Origin of the sequence: Pseudomonas sp. IT-P260 (assembly GCF_949768395.1) — a bacterium.
Taxonomy (GTDB): Bacteria; Pseudomonadota; Gammaproteobacteria; order Pseudomonadales; family Pseudomonadaceae; genus Aquipseudomonas; species Aquipseudomonas parakoreensis.
The window spans coordinates 172,008-185,647 of the sequence record NZ_CATKPO010000044.1; the positions used below are offsets into that span (position 1 = coordinate 172,008).

The following is a 13,640-nucleotide window of genomic DNA, read 5'->3' on the forward strand; positions in this document are numbered from 1 at the left end:
CGGCAACTCCTACAGGGGTTTTTGTTGTATCAATCCTGCGTAACGTGTTTCGGGCCGGCCAGTGCCCAGGCAATCAGGCCAAACAAGGGCAGGAACACGATGGTGATAATCCACACGCCTTTATTGCTGCCTTTGCCTGCGCTCTTGCGCACCCTGTTGATCGCCCACAGTTCAATGATCACAAGAACGACGGCGAGTACGATCCAGACGGGTTCAATTTGCATGGGCTACCTCCTGATGGTCTTTCAGTTAGGTAAGCCCAAGCCCGCAGGGTTCATTTAAATTGCGCCACTGCCTCCCGAATATTTCACCGCAGCGGCTGCCCGCGACGGCACATTGAGCGTGCGCAACAACGACGACACGTGGATGCGCACGGTGAATGGCGAAATATCCAGCTCCCGGGCGATTTCCTTGTTGGTCTTGCCTTGGGCGATCAACCGCAACACATCCTGCTGACGCGGGGTGAGGGCGGTGCCGGTCTCCAGTGGCAGCAACCCGGAAGGGGCGAACCTGACCAACACTTCGCCTTCGCGGATCGCCAGAATCGCCTCGCCGATTTCATCCGGGGCGATGTTCTTGCCGATGAAGCCGTCTATGCCAGCCGCCATCACTTCGCCGATCAACGCCTCGTCGTCGACCATCGACACTACGATCAAAGTGGTGCGCGGCAGTTTTTGGCGCAGCTCGGCGAGTTGGCTGATGCAGGTCAGGCCGGGGAAGCGCAGGTCGAGAATCAGCGTGTCCGGCTCGTTGCCGGCGGGCAGCAAGGCCAGCACGGCCAGCACGGCGTCGAGATCGCCGGCCTCCTCGATAGATGCTTCGGGCAGCAGGCGCTGCACGGTGCGCCGCATGGCTTCGCGAAACAACGGGTGATCGTCGGCTATGATGATTCGGCCGGTCATGGCGTGACCCTCCCTGGATCAGGCGTGGTTTACGGCATGCACCTTAGCACCGCAGACGCGGATTGCCTGCTGGCCGCTGCTGAATCTGACGACTGTCGCACAAGGATGTTGCCCATGAAGTTCGAGAAAAACACCGAGCTGGATCAGGCCAATCTGCGCATCATCATCGCCAGCATTGCCATGGTTTACATCTGCGTGCTCGGCGTGTTGCCGGGTCAGCGCTTCGCTACCTATCTGCCGGTGGTGGTCTATATCGCGCTGTTTCTGCTGGCGTCGATTGTCCTGCGCCAGGCCATTGCGCGCTGGCCCGGGCATTACCCGGCGCGGCGGATCTTTGGCATGATCCACGATTACACCGGCACCTGTTTCGGCCTGGTGCTCGGCGGTGAAGCGGCGTTGCCGCTCTACGCGGTGATCATCTGGGTCAATCTGGGCAACGGTATGCGCTATGGCTCTCGCTATCTGGCGATTGCCACGGGGTTGGCGTTGCTGGCGCTGCTGGCAGTCTATCGGTTGACGCCGGTGTGGCAGGCGCAACCGTACATGGTCCTGATGTTGATGCTCACCAGCACGGTGATTCCGTTCTACGCGCACTTGCTGCTGGAGCGCACGCGCAAGGCCTCTGAAGAAGCCGTCGCAGCCAATCTGGAAAAGTCGCGGTTTCTCGCCCAGGCCAGCCACGATCTGCGCCAGCCGATTCACTCCATCGGTCTGTTCACAGCGTGCCTGCGTGAATCGCGGCTGGGCGAGCAGGAGCGGCAACTGGTCGACAACATTGACCGGTCGCTGCTCAACGTCTCGCAGTTGTTCCGTTCGATTCTTGACCTTTACACCCTGGACAACGGGCGCGTCCTGCCCAGGTTGCAGGTGTTCAATCTGGGCGAGTGGCTGACTGACCTGGTCCGCCAGAACGCCGAAGCCGCGCGCTGGGCCGGTGTGGAATTGCGCCTGCGCCCGTGCCGTCACTGGGTGCAGAGCGATCCGGCGCTGCTCGCGACCATGGTGCAGAACGTGCTTTCCAACTGTTTCAAGTACGGCGCGCAACGCCCGGTGCTGATCGGCGTGCGCAGACGCGGCACCGGGCTGGCCATCGTGATTTATGACCGCGGCAACGGCATTGCCGAGGAGCATCTGCCGAAAGTGTTCGAGGAGTTTTATCGGGTGCGTCAGGTGCGTGACAAGGACGTGGAAGGCGTCGGCCTCGGGCTGTCGATCGTCAAGCGTCTGGGGCAGTTGATCGGCGTCGATGTGGCGCTGCGCTCGCAGCTTGGGCGCGGCACGGCGGTCACCCTGTATGGCTTGCCGGTGGCCGTGGCGCCGCAGTTGCCGGCCATGCGTGACGATGTGCGGCAGGCCGGTCTGTTGACCGGGCTAAAGGTGTGTCTGGTGGAGGATGATCGCAACGTGTTGCTGGCGACCTCGGCGCTGCTCGAGCGCTGGGGCTGCGTGGTGCAAGGCGAGTTGAGCGGGCAGGGGCTGGTCACCGATTGCGACGTCATCGTCGCCGATTACGATCTGGGTACGCATTCGACCGGGATCGAGTGCATCGACGAGGTGCGGCGCCAGCGTGGTTTTGCGGTGCCGGCGATGATCATCACCGGGCATGACATCGAGAAAATACAGGCGGCCTTGCACGACCGCCAAATTGCCATCCTGTCCAAACCGGTACGCCCGGCCGAGCTGCGCGCGACCTTGCGAGCCCTGCGCGACCGGCAAACCGAACCGGCCGAGCAGGTTTGACTCAACGCTTGCAGAGGTAGTCCTGAGTGATGGTGGTTTGCAGGCAGTTGAACTGGCCCATGGTGCGGCAGATGTTTTTCTCCGAACCGGTCACCTCGGCGTTCTTGTAACCCCAGGTCTTGCAGCGCTCCATCGCGACAGTCAGACCTTGTGCGGCGCTGGTCTGGCCGCTTTCAAACTGGCCCAGTTCGTAGGAGACCTGAACCACGCCGTCGTTCTTGCTGCCGCCGGTGGCTTCCCACTGTTTGGGCGTGGCGCAGCCGGTCAGGGCGAGGGCGGTGAGGGTGAGAGTAGCGATCAGGGTTTTCATGATGAACGTCGTCCTTTACCGAAGAAATCAATTACTGAACGGGGATCGGTGAGGCGCCTTTGGGCAGGCAAGACAGCGGCGGAGTCATGATGCCCATGCTCGCCACCGCGATAATCGCGCCGCTGGGCAACTCGCAGTTGTACTCGCCGGCCGAGGTATACGCGGTGTAGTAGGTGAGGGTGCTGTCGCTGCGGATGTTATCGATTTTCGACACCGGTTTGCCGATGACGGTCTGGGCCCGTTCTTTCATGCTGGCTTCGGTAGGTTTGGCAGTCTGGCAACCGCTGGCGCCCAGCATCAGGGCGCCGACAATGGCCACTTTGCACAGATTGGAATGCAGTTTCATGGTGCTTCTTCCTTGGTGTTGTTCTGATTTCCAAGCACAACGATCCCGCGCACTGCACAGTGGCAATGTTGGGGAACATCGGGGGTTGCGAGGGAATATAGCGCCGGGTGGCGGGGCGGTCGATTAGCACAAATGTGCTAGTGAGCCGTGAAGCCGATAGTCTTTTCGCTTCCTTGCAAGGGGGCGCAGAAAGGAAATCAGTCTAAAAACACTCACCCATCAGCCGATGGCGTTTGCTAGCCTCAAAGGTGTAGGCGAAGACGCAGACTGATGCGCAAGCGGATAGCAAGGGGACGTGGGGCGCGTTCCGAAGGGTACACGGTTAGAAAGATCTCCGCGCTGAGATCCAGCCCTTATGCCGTGTGAGGCAGCAAAGCACCGCTCTTTTTCCATGGTTGCTTTTGTACTGTGAGAGGCCCGATAAACCTTGTAAGCCAGAGACCAGCACTGGCCGCCTACTCGAACACCAAAGCCCGCATTAATGCGGGCTTTGTCGTTGTTGCAGGGTCAGATTTTCGTCAGCGCGTACGCCAGATCGGCGCGCAGGTCTTCGAGATCTTCGACCCCCACCGACAGACGCACCAGGCCATCGCCGATGCCCAGTTTTGCACGGGTTTCCGCGGGAATGGTCGCGTGGGTCATGATCGCCGGGTGCTCGATCAGGCTTTCGACGCCGCCCAGGCTCTCGGCCAAGGCAAAGATCTTCACGTTTTCCAGAAAGCGTCGGGCGCCCTCCAGATCACTGTTCAGATCCACCGAAATCATCCCGCCAAAACCATGCATCTGCCGTTTGGCCAACTCATGCTGCGGGTGCGACGGCAGGCCTGGGTAGTAAACGCGTTTGACCTGCGGCTGCTGCTCCAGCCACTTGGCCAGTTCCAGTGCGTTGCTGCAATGACGTTCCATGCGCAGCGCCAGGGTTTTCACCCCGCGCAACGTCAGGAATGCATCGAACGGCCCGGAAATCGCGCCGACCGCGTTCTGCAGGAAGCCGAGTTTGTCCGCCAGTTCGGCATTCTGCCCAACCACCGCGATACCACCGATCACGTCGGAGTGACCGTTCAGGTACTTGGTGGTCGAGTGCAGCACGATGTCGAAACCCAGCTCCAGCGGGCGCTGGATATACGGGCTGGCGAAGGTGTTGTCGGCAACGCTGATGATCCCGCGTGCGCGGCAGATGCGTGCAATCGCGGCCAGATCCGACAGGCTCAGCAGCGGGTTGGTCGGCGACTCGACAATCACCAGGCGGGTGTCGTCCTGCAGCGCCGCTTCGAACGCCGCCAGGTCAGTCAGATCGACGTAGCTGAAACGGTGTCCGGCACTGCGCTGGCGTACCTTGTCGAACAGGCGGAACGTGCCGCCGTACAGGTCATTGCCGGAGATCACGTGCGAACCGGCATCGATCAGTTCGAGCACGGTGGAAATCGTCGCCAGCCCGGACGCGAACGCGAACGCGCGGGTACCGCCTTCCAGATCCGCCACGCAACGCTCCAGGGCAAAACGCGTCGGGTTGTGCGAGCGCCCGTAATCGAAGCCCTTGTGCACGCCGGGGCTGTCTTGCAGGTACGTCGAGTTGGCGTAGATCGGCGGCATCAACGCACCGGTGGTCGGGTCAGGCGTTTGCCCGGCGTGGATCACCCGGGTCGCGAAGCCTTGGGATTTATCGTCGTGCTGACTCATGCGAGGGATCTCCGTAATTGGTTGAGCATGTCGGTGCGGGTAATCAGGCCATGGAAGCCAGAAGCGTCGGCAATGATCGCCACGAGGCCACGACTGAGCACCGCTTCGAGCTCGGTGAGATGGGCGCCAGGTGCGAGGGTTTGCAGTTTGTCGGTCATCACGCTGGACACCGATTGACTGAAGCGCGCGGCGTCTTCGTGCACCGCGAGCAAGATGTCGGATTCGTCGATTACGCCGACCAGTTGTTTGCCTTCAACCAGCACCGGCAGTTGTGAAACATCTGCCAGACGCATGCGCTGGAACGCGGTCAGCAGGGTGTCGTCGGGGCCGACGCTGATCACACGGCCGTCTTCGAAACGCCGGGCGATCAGATCGCGCAGGTCGCCATAGCGTTTGCGCTGCAACAGGCCCTGATCGGTCATCCACTGGTCGTTGTAGACCTTCGACAGATAGCGCGTGCCGGTGTCGCAGACGAAGCTGACCACGCGTTTCGGCTCGGTCTGTTCGCGGCAATAACGCAGCGCGGCAGCCAGCAAGGTACCGGTGGACGAACCCCCGAGAATGCCTTCGGCCTTGAGCAACTGACGGGCGTGGTCGAAGCTTTCTTCGTCGCTGATCGAGTAAGCGTGGCGCACGCTGCTGAGGTCGGTGATCGACGGAATGAAGTCTTCGCCGATGCCTTCCACCGCCCACGAACCGGGCGTCGGCATCGTGCCGTCGCGGCTGTATTGCGCCATCACCGAACCCACCGGATCGGCGAGGACCATTTCCAGATCCGGCTGTACGCGTTTGAAGAAACGGCTCAGCCCGGTCAGTGTGCCGGCAGACCCGACGCCGACCACGATCGCGTCCAGATCATGTTCGGTCTGCGCCCAGATCTCCGGTGCGGTGCTGCACTCGTGTGCCAGCGGGTTGGCAGGGTTGTTGAACTGGTCGGCGAAGAACGCGCCGGGAATGTCTTTCGCCAGGCGGGCGGCGACGTCCTGGTAATACTCGGGGTGGCCCTTGCCGACGTCGGAGCGAGTGATGTGCACTTCGGCGCCCATGGCTTTCAAGTGCAGGACTTTTTCGGTGGACATCTTGTCCGGTACCACCAGCACCACGCGGTAGCCCTTGGCCCGGCCGACCAGCGCCAGACCCAGGCCGGTATTGCCGGCGGTGGCCTCGACGATGGTGCCACCCGGTTGCAGGCGCCCGTCGCGTTCAGCGGCGTCGATCATCGCCAGACCAATGCGGTCCTTGATCGAGCCGCCGGGGTTTTGTGATTCCAGTTTGAGAAACAGTGTGCAGAGGCCGGTATCGAAGCGGGTAACTTGTACCAGCGGCGTGTTGCCGATCAGCCCAAGTACGGCAGGGCGTGAATCCTTTGACATTTCTTCACCTCTTGTAGTGGTGTTGATCGCGTTCCATTCGCGGGGAAAAGCTCGCGTGCAACATAGGCGCAGACAGGATCTGTCGCAACCATTAGTCAGCCGCAGATACAGCCATTTCGATCTAACCATAGAACAGATTCGAAGCCTGCAACGGCGCGGTTTCAGAGGGTTTACATCAAGGCGCCATTGAGTATTCAAAGGGCGTCGTGACCGCGCTCGCCAGCTTGATTCGCGCAGGAATATCCTGCAGGGCAAAACATGTTTTCAGCGGGCATACAGGTGACATTCGATCATGAGGGAAACTTGTGATCATCAAGATTAAAATGAGTTTGTCTCACCAGCACCTGATACCGACAATGGCCGCCATCAACAAGACATTGGAGTTGTTTGTCATGGCACTGGCCCATTCCCTCGGATTTCCGCGCATCGGTCGCGACCGCGAACTGAAAAAAGCGCAAGAGGCGTTCTGGAAAGGAGAACTGAACGAGGCCGGCCTGCGTGACGTTGGCCGCGAGTTGCGCAAGGCCCATTGGGACTTGCAGAAAAACGCCGGCATCGAGCTGCTGCCGGTAGGCGATTTCGCCTGGTACGACCAGGTGCTGACTCACTCGCTGATGTTCGGGGTGATCCCCGAGCGTTTCCGTCCGCACGACGGTAAAGCCAGCCTGCAGACCCTGTTCGGCATGGCCCGTGGTGTCAGCGACAGCTGCTGCGGCGGTGCCCACGCACAGGAAATGACCAAGTGGTTCGACACCAACTACCACTATCTGGTCCCGGAATTCAGTGCCGATCAACAGTTCCAGCTCGGCTGGGAACAGTTGTTCGAAGAAGTCGAAGAGGCCCGTGCCCTCGGCCATAACGTCAAACCGGTGATTATCGGCCCACTGACTTATCTATGGCTGGGCAAGGCCAAAGGCGCTGGGTTCGACAAGCTGGAATTGCTTGATCGCCTGCTGCCGCTGTACGGACAAATCTTCGCCCGGCTCGCCGCACTCGGTGTGGAGTGGGTGCAGATCGACGAGCCGATTCTGGTGCTCGACCTGCCGCAGGAATGGAAGAACGCTTTCGAGCGTGCGTACAACCAGATCCAGCGCGATCCGCTGAAGAAACTGCTCGCCACTTACTTCGGTGGTCTGGAAGAAAACCTCGGCCTGGCCGCCAACCTGCCGGTTGATGGTCTGCACATTGATCTGGTGCGCGCGCCGGATCAGTACCCGACCATCCTTGATCGTTTGCCAGCGTATAAGGTGTTGTCGCTGGGCCTGGTCAATGGCCGTAACGTCTGGCGCTGCGATCTGGAAAGTGCGCTGGCGACTTTGCAACATGCGCATGAGCGATTGGGTGATCGGTTGTGGGTCGCGCCGTCCTGTTCGCTGTTGCACAGTCCGGTGGACCTGAGCCGCGAAGACCAGCTCGATGCCGAGCTGAAAAGCTGGCTGGCGTTTGCCGTGCAGAAGTGTGAAGAAGTCGCCGTGCTGGCTCAGGCAGTCAACGAGCCTGAGTCACCAAAAGTGCTCCGCGCCTTGACCCAAAGCCGCTCGGTACAGACCAGTCGCGCCGCCTCGCCACGTATTCACAAACCGGCGGTGCAGGCCCGTGTGGCGGCCATTACAGCGCAGGACAGCCAGCGCCAATCGCCGTTTACCCAGCGTATCGCCAAGCAGCGCGCCGGCCTCGACCTGCCGCTGTTCCCGACCACCACCATCGGTTCGTTTCCGCAGACCGCCTCGATTCGTCTGGCGCGTCAGTCGTTCAAGCAAGGCAAGCTCAGCGCAGCCGAATACACCGAAGCCATGTACAGCGAGATCCGCCACGCCGTGCAAATCCAGGAACAGTTGGGCCTCGACGTACTGGTGCACGGAGAAGCCGAGCGCAACGACATGGTCGAGTACTTCGCCGAGCAACTCGACGGCTATGTATTCACCCGTTTTGGCTGGGTGCAGAGCTACGGTTCACGTTGTGTGAAACCGGCAGTGATCTTCGGTGATCTGAGCCGTCCGCAAGCCATGACCGTGGACTGGATCCGCTATGCTCAGGGCCTCACCGGCAAGGTCATGAAAGGTATGCTGACCGGCCCGGTGACCATGCTGATGTGGTCGTTCCCCCGCGAAGACGTGTCCCGTGAAGTGCAGGCGCGGCAACTGGCGCTGGCAATTCGTGATGAAGTGTTGGATCTGGAAGCCGCCGGAATCAGGATCGTGCAGATCGACGAAGCCGCCTTCCGCGAAGGCTTGCCGCTGCGCCGGGCGCAATGGCAGCACTATCTGGACTGGGCCACCGACGTGTTCCGCCTGTGCGCCTCGGGCGTGCGCGACGAAACCCAGATCCACACGCACATGTGCTACAGCGAATTCAACGATGTGATCGAGTCCATCGCTGCGATGGATGCCGACGTGATCACCATCGAAACCTCGCGTTCGGACATGGAGTTGCTCGATGCCTTCGAAGCCTTCGACTACCCGAACGAGATCGGCCCGGGTGTCTACGACATCCATTCGCCACGCGTTCCCGATGCTTCGGAGATGGCCAACTTGCTGCGTAAGGCAGCGCAGCGGATTCCGGCCGAGCGGTTGTGGGTCAACCCGGATTGCGGCTTGAAAACCCGTGGCTGGCCGGAGACTGAGGCGGCACTGGTGCACATGGTTGCCGCCGCCCGTCAGCTGCGCAAAGAACTGGCCTGAAGCCTGAATACAAACCCTGTGGGAGCGAGCCTGCTCGCGAAGGCGGCGTGTCAGTCGAATAATGTTTCTCTGATACACCGCTTTCGCGAGCAGGCTCGCTCCCACAATGGAGTTAGTGATCGGTCAGTGCCGGCTCATCAAACCATGCAGCACACCCAGGCGCAGCCCCGGTTCCGACGGCGCCATCTGCGAAATCCCGAATGCCTTGAACGCCGCCAGCATCAATACCAATCCGCCGGGCAAAATGCTCTGGCGATGCGGCTGCAAACCTGCCAGCTTCAACTGCTGAACGTTTTTCACCTTCAGCAGCAACAGCGACAAGCGCAACAACCCACCATAGGTAATGCCATCCTGGCCGAAGTCGTTCAAGCGATTGGCCTTGAGCACTTTCGCCAGCATCCGCGCCGTGCCCGACGAGCCAATGGTTTGCTGCCAGCCCTGCGCGCGATAGCGGCGGGCGACTTTTTCGAATTGCAGGATCGCCACGCGTTCGGCTTCCTGCAGCGCACCGGGCGCGATGCGCCCGTCAGGGAAATAGCGTGCGCCCAAGGTGCCGCTGCCGATGGCGATGCTTTCGGTGAGCAGCGGCTGCGACCCCTGGCCGAGAATCAGCTCGGTGGAACCTCCACCGATGTCGACCACCAACCGCATGTCTTCAGCGCCCGGCAGGGAATGGGCGACGCCGGCATAGACCAGTTGCGCCTCTTCATGGCCGGAAATGACATCGATGCGAAACCCCAGATGACGTTCGGCGCTATGCAGAAACAGCTGCGCATTGTCGGCCTCGCGTACCGCGCTGGTTGCCACGGCCCGCACTTTGCCGGCCTCGAATCCGCGCAGTTTTTTGCCGAACCGCGCCAGCGCCTGCCAGCCCCGATCCAGCGCCAGTGCGTCCAGAGCTCCGCCTTCGAAACCTTCGGCCAGTCGCACCGGCTCACGCAGGGTTTTGACCTCCTGAATCATCAAGCCCTGTCGACTGCGTATCGATTGACCGATCATCAGGCGAAACGCATTCGAACCCAGGTCGATGGCGGCAAACAGCGAGGCGTCTTGTTTCATGGGAATCCCTGCAAAGCATCCGTCGAAGGCTCAAGACGGTTTGCGAGGATTCTGCGGTGCGGTTGATGACATCCTGATGACGGGGCAAGGGCGCTTAAGTGAAGGGTTGGCTGTCATGACACTGTCATTATCCGGCGTCTATCCTGAACCCAATACATCGCGTGTTCTTAAAGTATTTGCTGCCTCTTTGGGCAGCTTTTTTTTGCCTGAAATTCCACACGTTTCCCCCAAAAACCAACACAAAATCCCTGTAGGAGCTGCCGCAGGCTGCGATCTTTTGACTTTGTTTTTGAAGATCAAAAGATCGCAGCCTGCGGCAGCTCCTACACGTTTATGTCAGTAGGTTTGCGGAGTGTATTGCAATTTTCCATGAGGCTTGGATAGTATACGATCCATATACACTTCGTATTGGATTTGGATATGGGTATCGTAAAGATTTCTGAAGACATGCACGAGAACCTGCGCATCTCCAGCACCGCGCTCAGCCGCTCGATCAACGCGCAGGCCGAGCACTGGATGCGCATCGGCATGCTCGCCGAGCTGCACCCCAACCTCGACCACAGCGCCATTTGCCGTTTGCTGATCCGCGCCGAACAGAACGGCGGGCTGGATCTGCACCAACTGACTCAGGAAGCCGTCAGCGCATGAGAAACCAGATCAAGATCAACACCCCCGCCGAAATCGCTCAGTCACGCGCTGCCGGCAAGCTGGCCGCCGAGGTGCTGGCGATGCTGGTACCGCATGTGAAGGCGGGGGTGACCACCGATGAGCTGGATCGGTTGTGCAACGATTACATCGTCAACGTGCAGAAAGCGATTCCGGCCAACGTCGGTTACCACGGTTTTCCGAAAACCGTCTGCGCCTCGGTCAACGACGTGGTGTGCCACGGCATTCCGTCCGGCACGCCGTTGAAAGACGGCGACATCGTCAACCTCGACATCGCGGTGATCAAGGACGGCTGGTTCGGCGACACCAGCCGCATGTACGTGGTCGGCACGGCGTCGCCTGAGGCGCAACACCTGATCAAGACCACCTACGACGCCATGTGCGCCGGCATCCGCAGGGTGCGTCCGGGCGCGACGCTGGGCGACATCGGCCATGCGATCCAGAGTCTGGCGGAGAAAGAAGGCTTCAGCGTGGTGCGCGAGTATTGCGGGCATGGCATTGGCAAGGTCTACCACGATGAACCGCAGATCCTGCATTACGGGTTCCCCAATCAGGGCATGAAGCTCAAGGCGGGGATGATCTTCACCGTCGAGCCGATGCTCAATGCCGGCAAGCGCCATGTGAAGAACATGCCGGACGGCTGGACCGTGCTGACCAAGGATGGCTCGTTGTCGGCGCAGTGGGAGCATATGGTCGCTGTGACGGAAACCGGCTTTGAGATTCTCACGGCGTGGCCGGACGAAATCGAAGGGTTCACTCCGATCAACTGAACACCTCTGGCCCCTGTGGGAGCGAGCCTGCTCGCGAAGAGGCCGTGTCAGTCAGCATTAACGTTGAATGACGCACCGCATTCGCGAGCAGGCTCGCTCCCACAGTTGAAATGCAGCGCCTGCACGGACTGTCAGTGAGAACCGGCGGCTTTGTTGAGGTCGCTTTCAGCCCATTCGCTGTAGACACAGGCATCCGCCGTGGCCCAGCGTACCCGCACCGGGTCGCCAGCCTTGAGTGGCATGCCGGCGGCGGACAAGGCTTTCACCGTCATCGAAGTACCGCCCGCGGTGACCACGCTGCACGTCTGGCTCTCACCAAGAAACAACACTTCCACAACCTGCGCCGACACCTCATTCCAGCCCGCCGCCAACGGCTCGTCGCTCGCCTGCTGCACGCTCAGTGCCACAGCCTTTTCCGGCCGCACCATCAGCAGTACGTCCTGATCGGTGTGCAAGCCGGCGGTCAGGCGAATCGACAACGACTGCCCTTCAAAACTCGCCGCCGCGTTGCCTTGCGCCTTGAGCTTGAGGAAGTTCGAGTTGCCGAGGAACGACGCGACAAACGCGTTCGGCGGATTCTGGTACAGGTCATAACCGCTGCCTAAACCCACAATCTTGCCGTGACTGAAAATCGCAATGCGCTGCGACAGGCGCATGGCTTCTTCCTGATCGTGGGTCACGTAGACGATGGTGATGCCCAGACGCCGATGCAGCTGGCGCAGTTCATCCTGCAAGTCTTCACGCAGTTTTTTATCCAGCGCTCCGAGGGGTTCGTCCATCAACAGAATGCGTGGCTCGTAGACCAGCGCGCGGGCGATGGCGACGCGTTGCTGTTGCCCGCCAGAGAGTTGCGAAGGGCGGCGATGAGCGAATTGTTCCAGTTGCACCAGCTTCAACATCGCATCGACACGCTTGTCACGTTCGGCGGCGGCGAGTTTGCGGATCGCCAGCGGAAAGGCGATGTTGTCGCGCACCGACAAATGCGGGAACAGCGAATAGCGCTGGAACACCATGCCGATGTCGCGCTTGTGCGGCGGCACGTTGACCAGCGACTGACCGTTGACCAGGATCTCGCCGCTGCTCGGCGTTTCGAACCCGGCGAGCATCGACAGCGTGGTGCTTTTGCCCGAGCCACTGGAGCCGAGGAAGGTCAGGAACTCGCCGTCCCTGATGTCCAGCGAGATGTTGTCGACGGCGGCAAAGTCGCCGTAGTGCTTGTTCAGATTACGCAGGCTGACCAGAGGTTTGTCGTTCTGCTGGGAGGCGTCTTTGATCACGGCACTCATGTCGTACTCCTGGGCGCTCAGGCGCTGATTTCGTTGCGCCGGCGCAGCGCGGCGGCGATGACCATGACCAAAACCGACAAGCCGATCAGCAGCGTCGAAGCGACGGCGATCACCGGGGTCAGGTCCTGGCGCAGGGTGGTCCACATTTTCACGGGAAGGGTTTGCAGGGTCGGGCTGGCCATCATCACGCTGAGCACCACTTCGTCCCACGAAACCAGAAAGGCGAAGAGGGCGCCGGCGACCATGCCCGGACGGATCGCCGGAAAGGTCACCTTGAACACCGCTTGCAGGCGCGAGGCACCGCAGATTACCGCCGCGTCTTCAATCGACTGATCGAACAGCTTCAGCGAGTTGATGATCGAGATGATGGTGAACGGCAGCGCGACGATCACATGGCTGACCACGAAGGCGAACATCGTCCCTGTGTAACCGAGCTTGAGAAACAGCGCGTACACCGCCACGGCGATGATCACCAGCGGCACGATCATCGGCAGGGTGAACAGGCCGTAGAGCATTTCCCGACCGGGAAAACGCCCGCGCACCAAGGCAAACGCCGTCGGCAGACCGAGGGCCACGGCGCAGATCGTGGTCAGCACCGCGATCTTGAGGCTGGCCGCCGCAGCGTTCATCCAGTCGGCGTTGGAGAAGAACTGGCCGTACCATTTCAGCGTCCAGCCCGGCGGCGGGAACACCAGCCACTGCGACGAGCCGAACGACAGCAGGACGATGAACACGATCGGCAACAGCAGGAACAGACCGATCAACCCGGTGGTGGCGTACAAGCCGAAACGCATCCGCCGGCTCATGGCATTGGGAGTCAGGAGCAT

The 13,640-nt window shown here is 60.7% G+C and carries 14 protein-coding genes; 5 read left to right on the plus strand and 9 right to left on the minus strand.

Features of this window, described 5'->3' with window-relative positions:
• Positions 1–29 precede the first annotated feature (29 nt).
• Complete coding sequence (locus ACM6HV_RS26820) at positions 30–224, minus strand: hypothetical protein (protein ID WP_414905719.1); 195 nt, start codon at positions 222–224, stop codon at positions 30–32.
• A 54-nt stretch (positions 225–278) separates the two neighbouring features.
• Entirely contained in the window at positions 279–902 is a 624-nt protein-coding gene (locus tag ACM6HV_RS26825; protein WP_414905720.1) for a LuxR C-terminal-related transcriptional regulator, read from the minus strand.
• A gap of 114 nt (positions 903–1,016) precedes the next feature.
• Between ACM6HV_RS26825 and ACM6HV_RS26830 the strand changes: the two genes are divergently transcribed.
• Positions 1,017–2,642 (plus strand): hybrid sensor histidine kinase/response regulator, encoded by a 1,626-nt coding sequence (locus tag ACM6HV_RS26830; protein WP_414905721.1) that lies wholly within the window; start codon positions 1,017–1,019, stop codon positions 2,640–2,642.
• A 1-nt stretch (position 2,643) separates the two neighbouring features.
• Here ACM6HV_RS26830 and yecR read toward each other — a convergent pair whose 3' ends face one another.
• The 4 genes from yecR to ACM6HV_RS26850 form a co-directional block, all read right to left on the minus strand.
• Positions 2,644–2,952: a YecR family lipoprotein gene (gene yecR, locus ACM6HV_RS26835; RefSeq protein WP_145596960.1), complete on the minus strand. Its 309-nt coding sequence runs from the start codon at positions 2,950–2,952 to the stop codon at positions 2,644–2,646.
• A 31-nt stretch (positions 2,953–2,983) separates the two neighbouring features.
• Entirely contained in the window at positions 2,984–3,298 is a 315-nt protein-coding gene (locus tag ACM6HV_RS26840) for a hypothetical protein (protein WP_041062586.1), read from the minus strand.
• A 507-nt stretch (positions 3,299–3,805) separates the two neighbouring features.
• Complete coding sequence (locus ACM6HV_RS26845; protein ID WP_041062583.1) at positions 3,806–4,978, minus strand: cystathionine gamma-synthase; 1,173 nt, start codon at positions 4,976–4,978, stop codon at positions 3,806–3,808.
• A complete protein-coding gene (locus ACM6HV_RS26850) occupies positions 4,975–6,351 on the minus strand; it encodes a pyridoxal-phosphate dependent enzyme (RefSeq protein WP_108182454.1) in 1,377 nt (458 codons plus the stop codon). The genes ACM6HV_RS26845 and ACM6HV_RS26850 overlap by 4 nt, the downstream gene beginning before the upstream one ends.
• Positions 6,352–6,743: 392 nt before the next feature.
• Here ACM6HV_RS26850 and metE point away from each other — a divergent pair, with 392 nt between their 5' ends.
• Positions 6,744–9,032, plus strand: coding sequence for a 5-methyltetrahydropteroyltriglutamate--homocysteine S-methyltransferase (metE, locus tag ACM6HV_RS26855; protein ID WP_414905797.1), 2,289 nt, complete (start codon positions 6,744–6,746; stop codon positions 9,030–9,032).
• A 123-nt stretch (positions 9,033–9,155) separates the two neighbouring features.
• Here metE and ACM6HV_RS26860 read toward each other — a convergent pair whose 3' ends face one another.
• Positions 9,156–10,091 (minus strand): Ppx/GppA family phosphatase, encoded by a 936-nt coding sequence (locus ACM6HV_RS26860; RefSeq protein WP_414905722.1) that lies wholly within the window; start codon positions 10,089–10,091, stop codon positions 9,156–9,158.
• On the opposite strand from ACM6HV_RS26860, the gene ACM6HV_RS26865 reads away from it, so the two are divergent.
• The 3 genes from ACM6HV_RS26865 (at position 10,090) to map (ending at position 11,527) form a co-directional block, all read left to right on the plus strand.
• Positions 10,090–10,434 (plus strand): hypothetical protein, encoded by a 345-nt coding sequence (locus ACM6HV_RS26865; protein WP_414905723.1) that lies wholly within the window; start codon positions 10,090–10,092, stop codon positions 10,432–10,434. The two genes, ACM6HV_RS26860 and ACM6HV_RS26865, sit on opposite strands and share 2 nt — an antisense overlap.
• 77 nt (positions 10,435–10,511) lie before the next feature.
• Positions 10,512–10,739, plus strand: coding sequence for a ParD-like family protein (locus ACM6HV_RS26870; protein WP_025111624.1), 228 nt, complete (start codon positions 10,512–10,514; stop codon positions 10,737–10,739).
• Entirely contained in the window at positions 10,736–11,527 is a 792-nt protein-coding gene (gene map / locus ACM6HV_RS26875) for a type I methionyl aminopeptidase (RefSeq protein ID WP_414905724.1), read from the plus strand. Before ACM6HV_RS26870 ends, map begins: the two co-directional genes overlap by 4 nt.
• 131 nt (positions 11,528–11,658) lie before the next feature.
• On the opposite strand, the gene ACM6HV_RS26880 is transcribed toward map, so the two are convergent.
• On the minus strand, positions 11,659–12,813 hold the full coding sequence (locus ACM6HV_RS26880) for an ABC transporter ATP-binding protein (RefSeq protein ID WP_414905725.1): 1,155 nt from the start codon (positions 12,811–12,813) through the stop codon (positions 11,659–11,661).
• Between the two features lie 17 nt (positions 12,814–12,830).
• On the minus strand, positions 12,831–13,640 hold the full coding sequence (locus ACM6HV_RS26885; RefSeq protein ID WP_414905726.1) for an ABC transporter permease: 810 nt from the start codon (positions 13,638–13,640) through the stop codon (positions 12,831–12,833).

What these genes read in the sequence shown, in the direction of transcription:
- ACM6HV_RS26820 (WP_414905719.1), bottom strand. Translation starts at nt 224, where the DNA reads ATGCAAATTGAACCCGTCTGGATCGTACTCGCCGTCGTTCTTGTGATC.
- ACM6HV_RS26825 (WP_414905720.1), bottom strand. Translation starts at nt 902, where the DNA reads ATGACCGGCCGAATCATCATAGCCGACGATCACCCGTTGTTTCGCGAA.
- ACM6HV_RS26830 (WP_414905721.1), top strand. Translation starts at nt 1,017, where the DNA reads ATGAAGTTCGAGAAAAACACCGAGCTGGATCAGGCCAATCTGCGCATC.
- yecR (WP_145596960.1), bottom strand. Translation starts at nt 2,952, where the DNA reads ATGAAAACCCTGATCGCTACTCTCACCCTCACCGCCCTCGCCCTGACC.
- ACM6HV_RS26840 (WP_041062586.1), bottom strand. Translation starts at nt 3,298, where the DNA reads ATGAAACTGCATTCCAATCTGTGCAAAGTGGCCATTGTCGGCGCCCTG.
- ACM6HV_RS26845 (WP_041062583.1), bottom strand. Translation starts at nt 4,978, where the DNA reads ATGAGTCAGCACGACGATAAATCCCAAGGCTTCGCGACCCGGGTGATC.
- ACM6HV_RS26850 (WP_108182454.1), bottom strand. Translation starts at nt 6,351, where the DNA reads ATGTCAAAGGATTCACGCCCTGCCGTACTTGGGCTGATCGGCAACACG.
- metE (WP_414905797.1), top strand. Translation starts at nt 6,744, where the DNA reads ATGGCACTGGCCCATTCCCTCGGATTTCCGCGCATCGGTCGCGACCGC.
- ACM6HV_RS26865 (WP_414905723.1), top strand. Translation starts at nt 10,090, where the DNA reads ATGGGAATCCCTGCAAAGCATCCGTCGAAGGCTCAAGACGGTTTGCGA.
- ACM6HV_RS26860 (WP_414905722.1), bottom strand. Translation starts at nt 10,091, where the DNA reads ATGAAACAAGACGCCTCGCTGTTTGCCGCCATCGACCTGGGTTCGAAT.
- ACM6HV_RS26870 (WP_025111624.1), top strand. Translation starts at nt 10,512, where the DNA reads ATGGGTATCGTAAAGATTTCTGAAGACATGCACGAGAACCTGCGCATC.
- map (WP_414905724.1), top strand. Translation starts at nt 10,736, where the DNA reads ATGAGAAACCAGATCAAGATCAACACCCCCGCCGAAATCGCTCAGTCA.
- ACM6HV_RS26880 (WP_414905725.1), bottom strand. Translation starts at nt 12,813, where the DNA reads ATGAGTGCCGTGATCAAAGACGCCTCCCAGCAGAACGACAAACCTCTG.
- ACM6HV_RS26885 (WP_414905726.1), bottom strand. Translation starts at nt 13,640, where the DNA reads ATGCTCCTGACTCCCAATGCCATGAGCCGGCGGATGCGTTTCGGCTTG.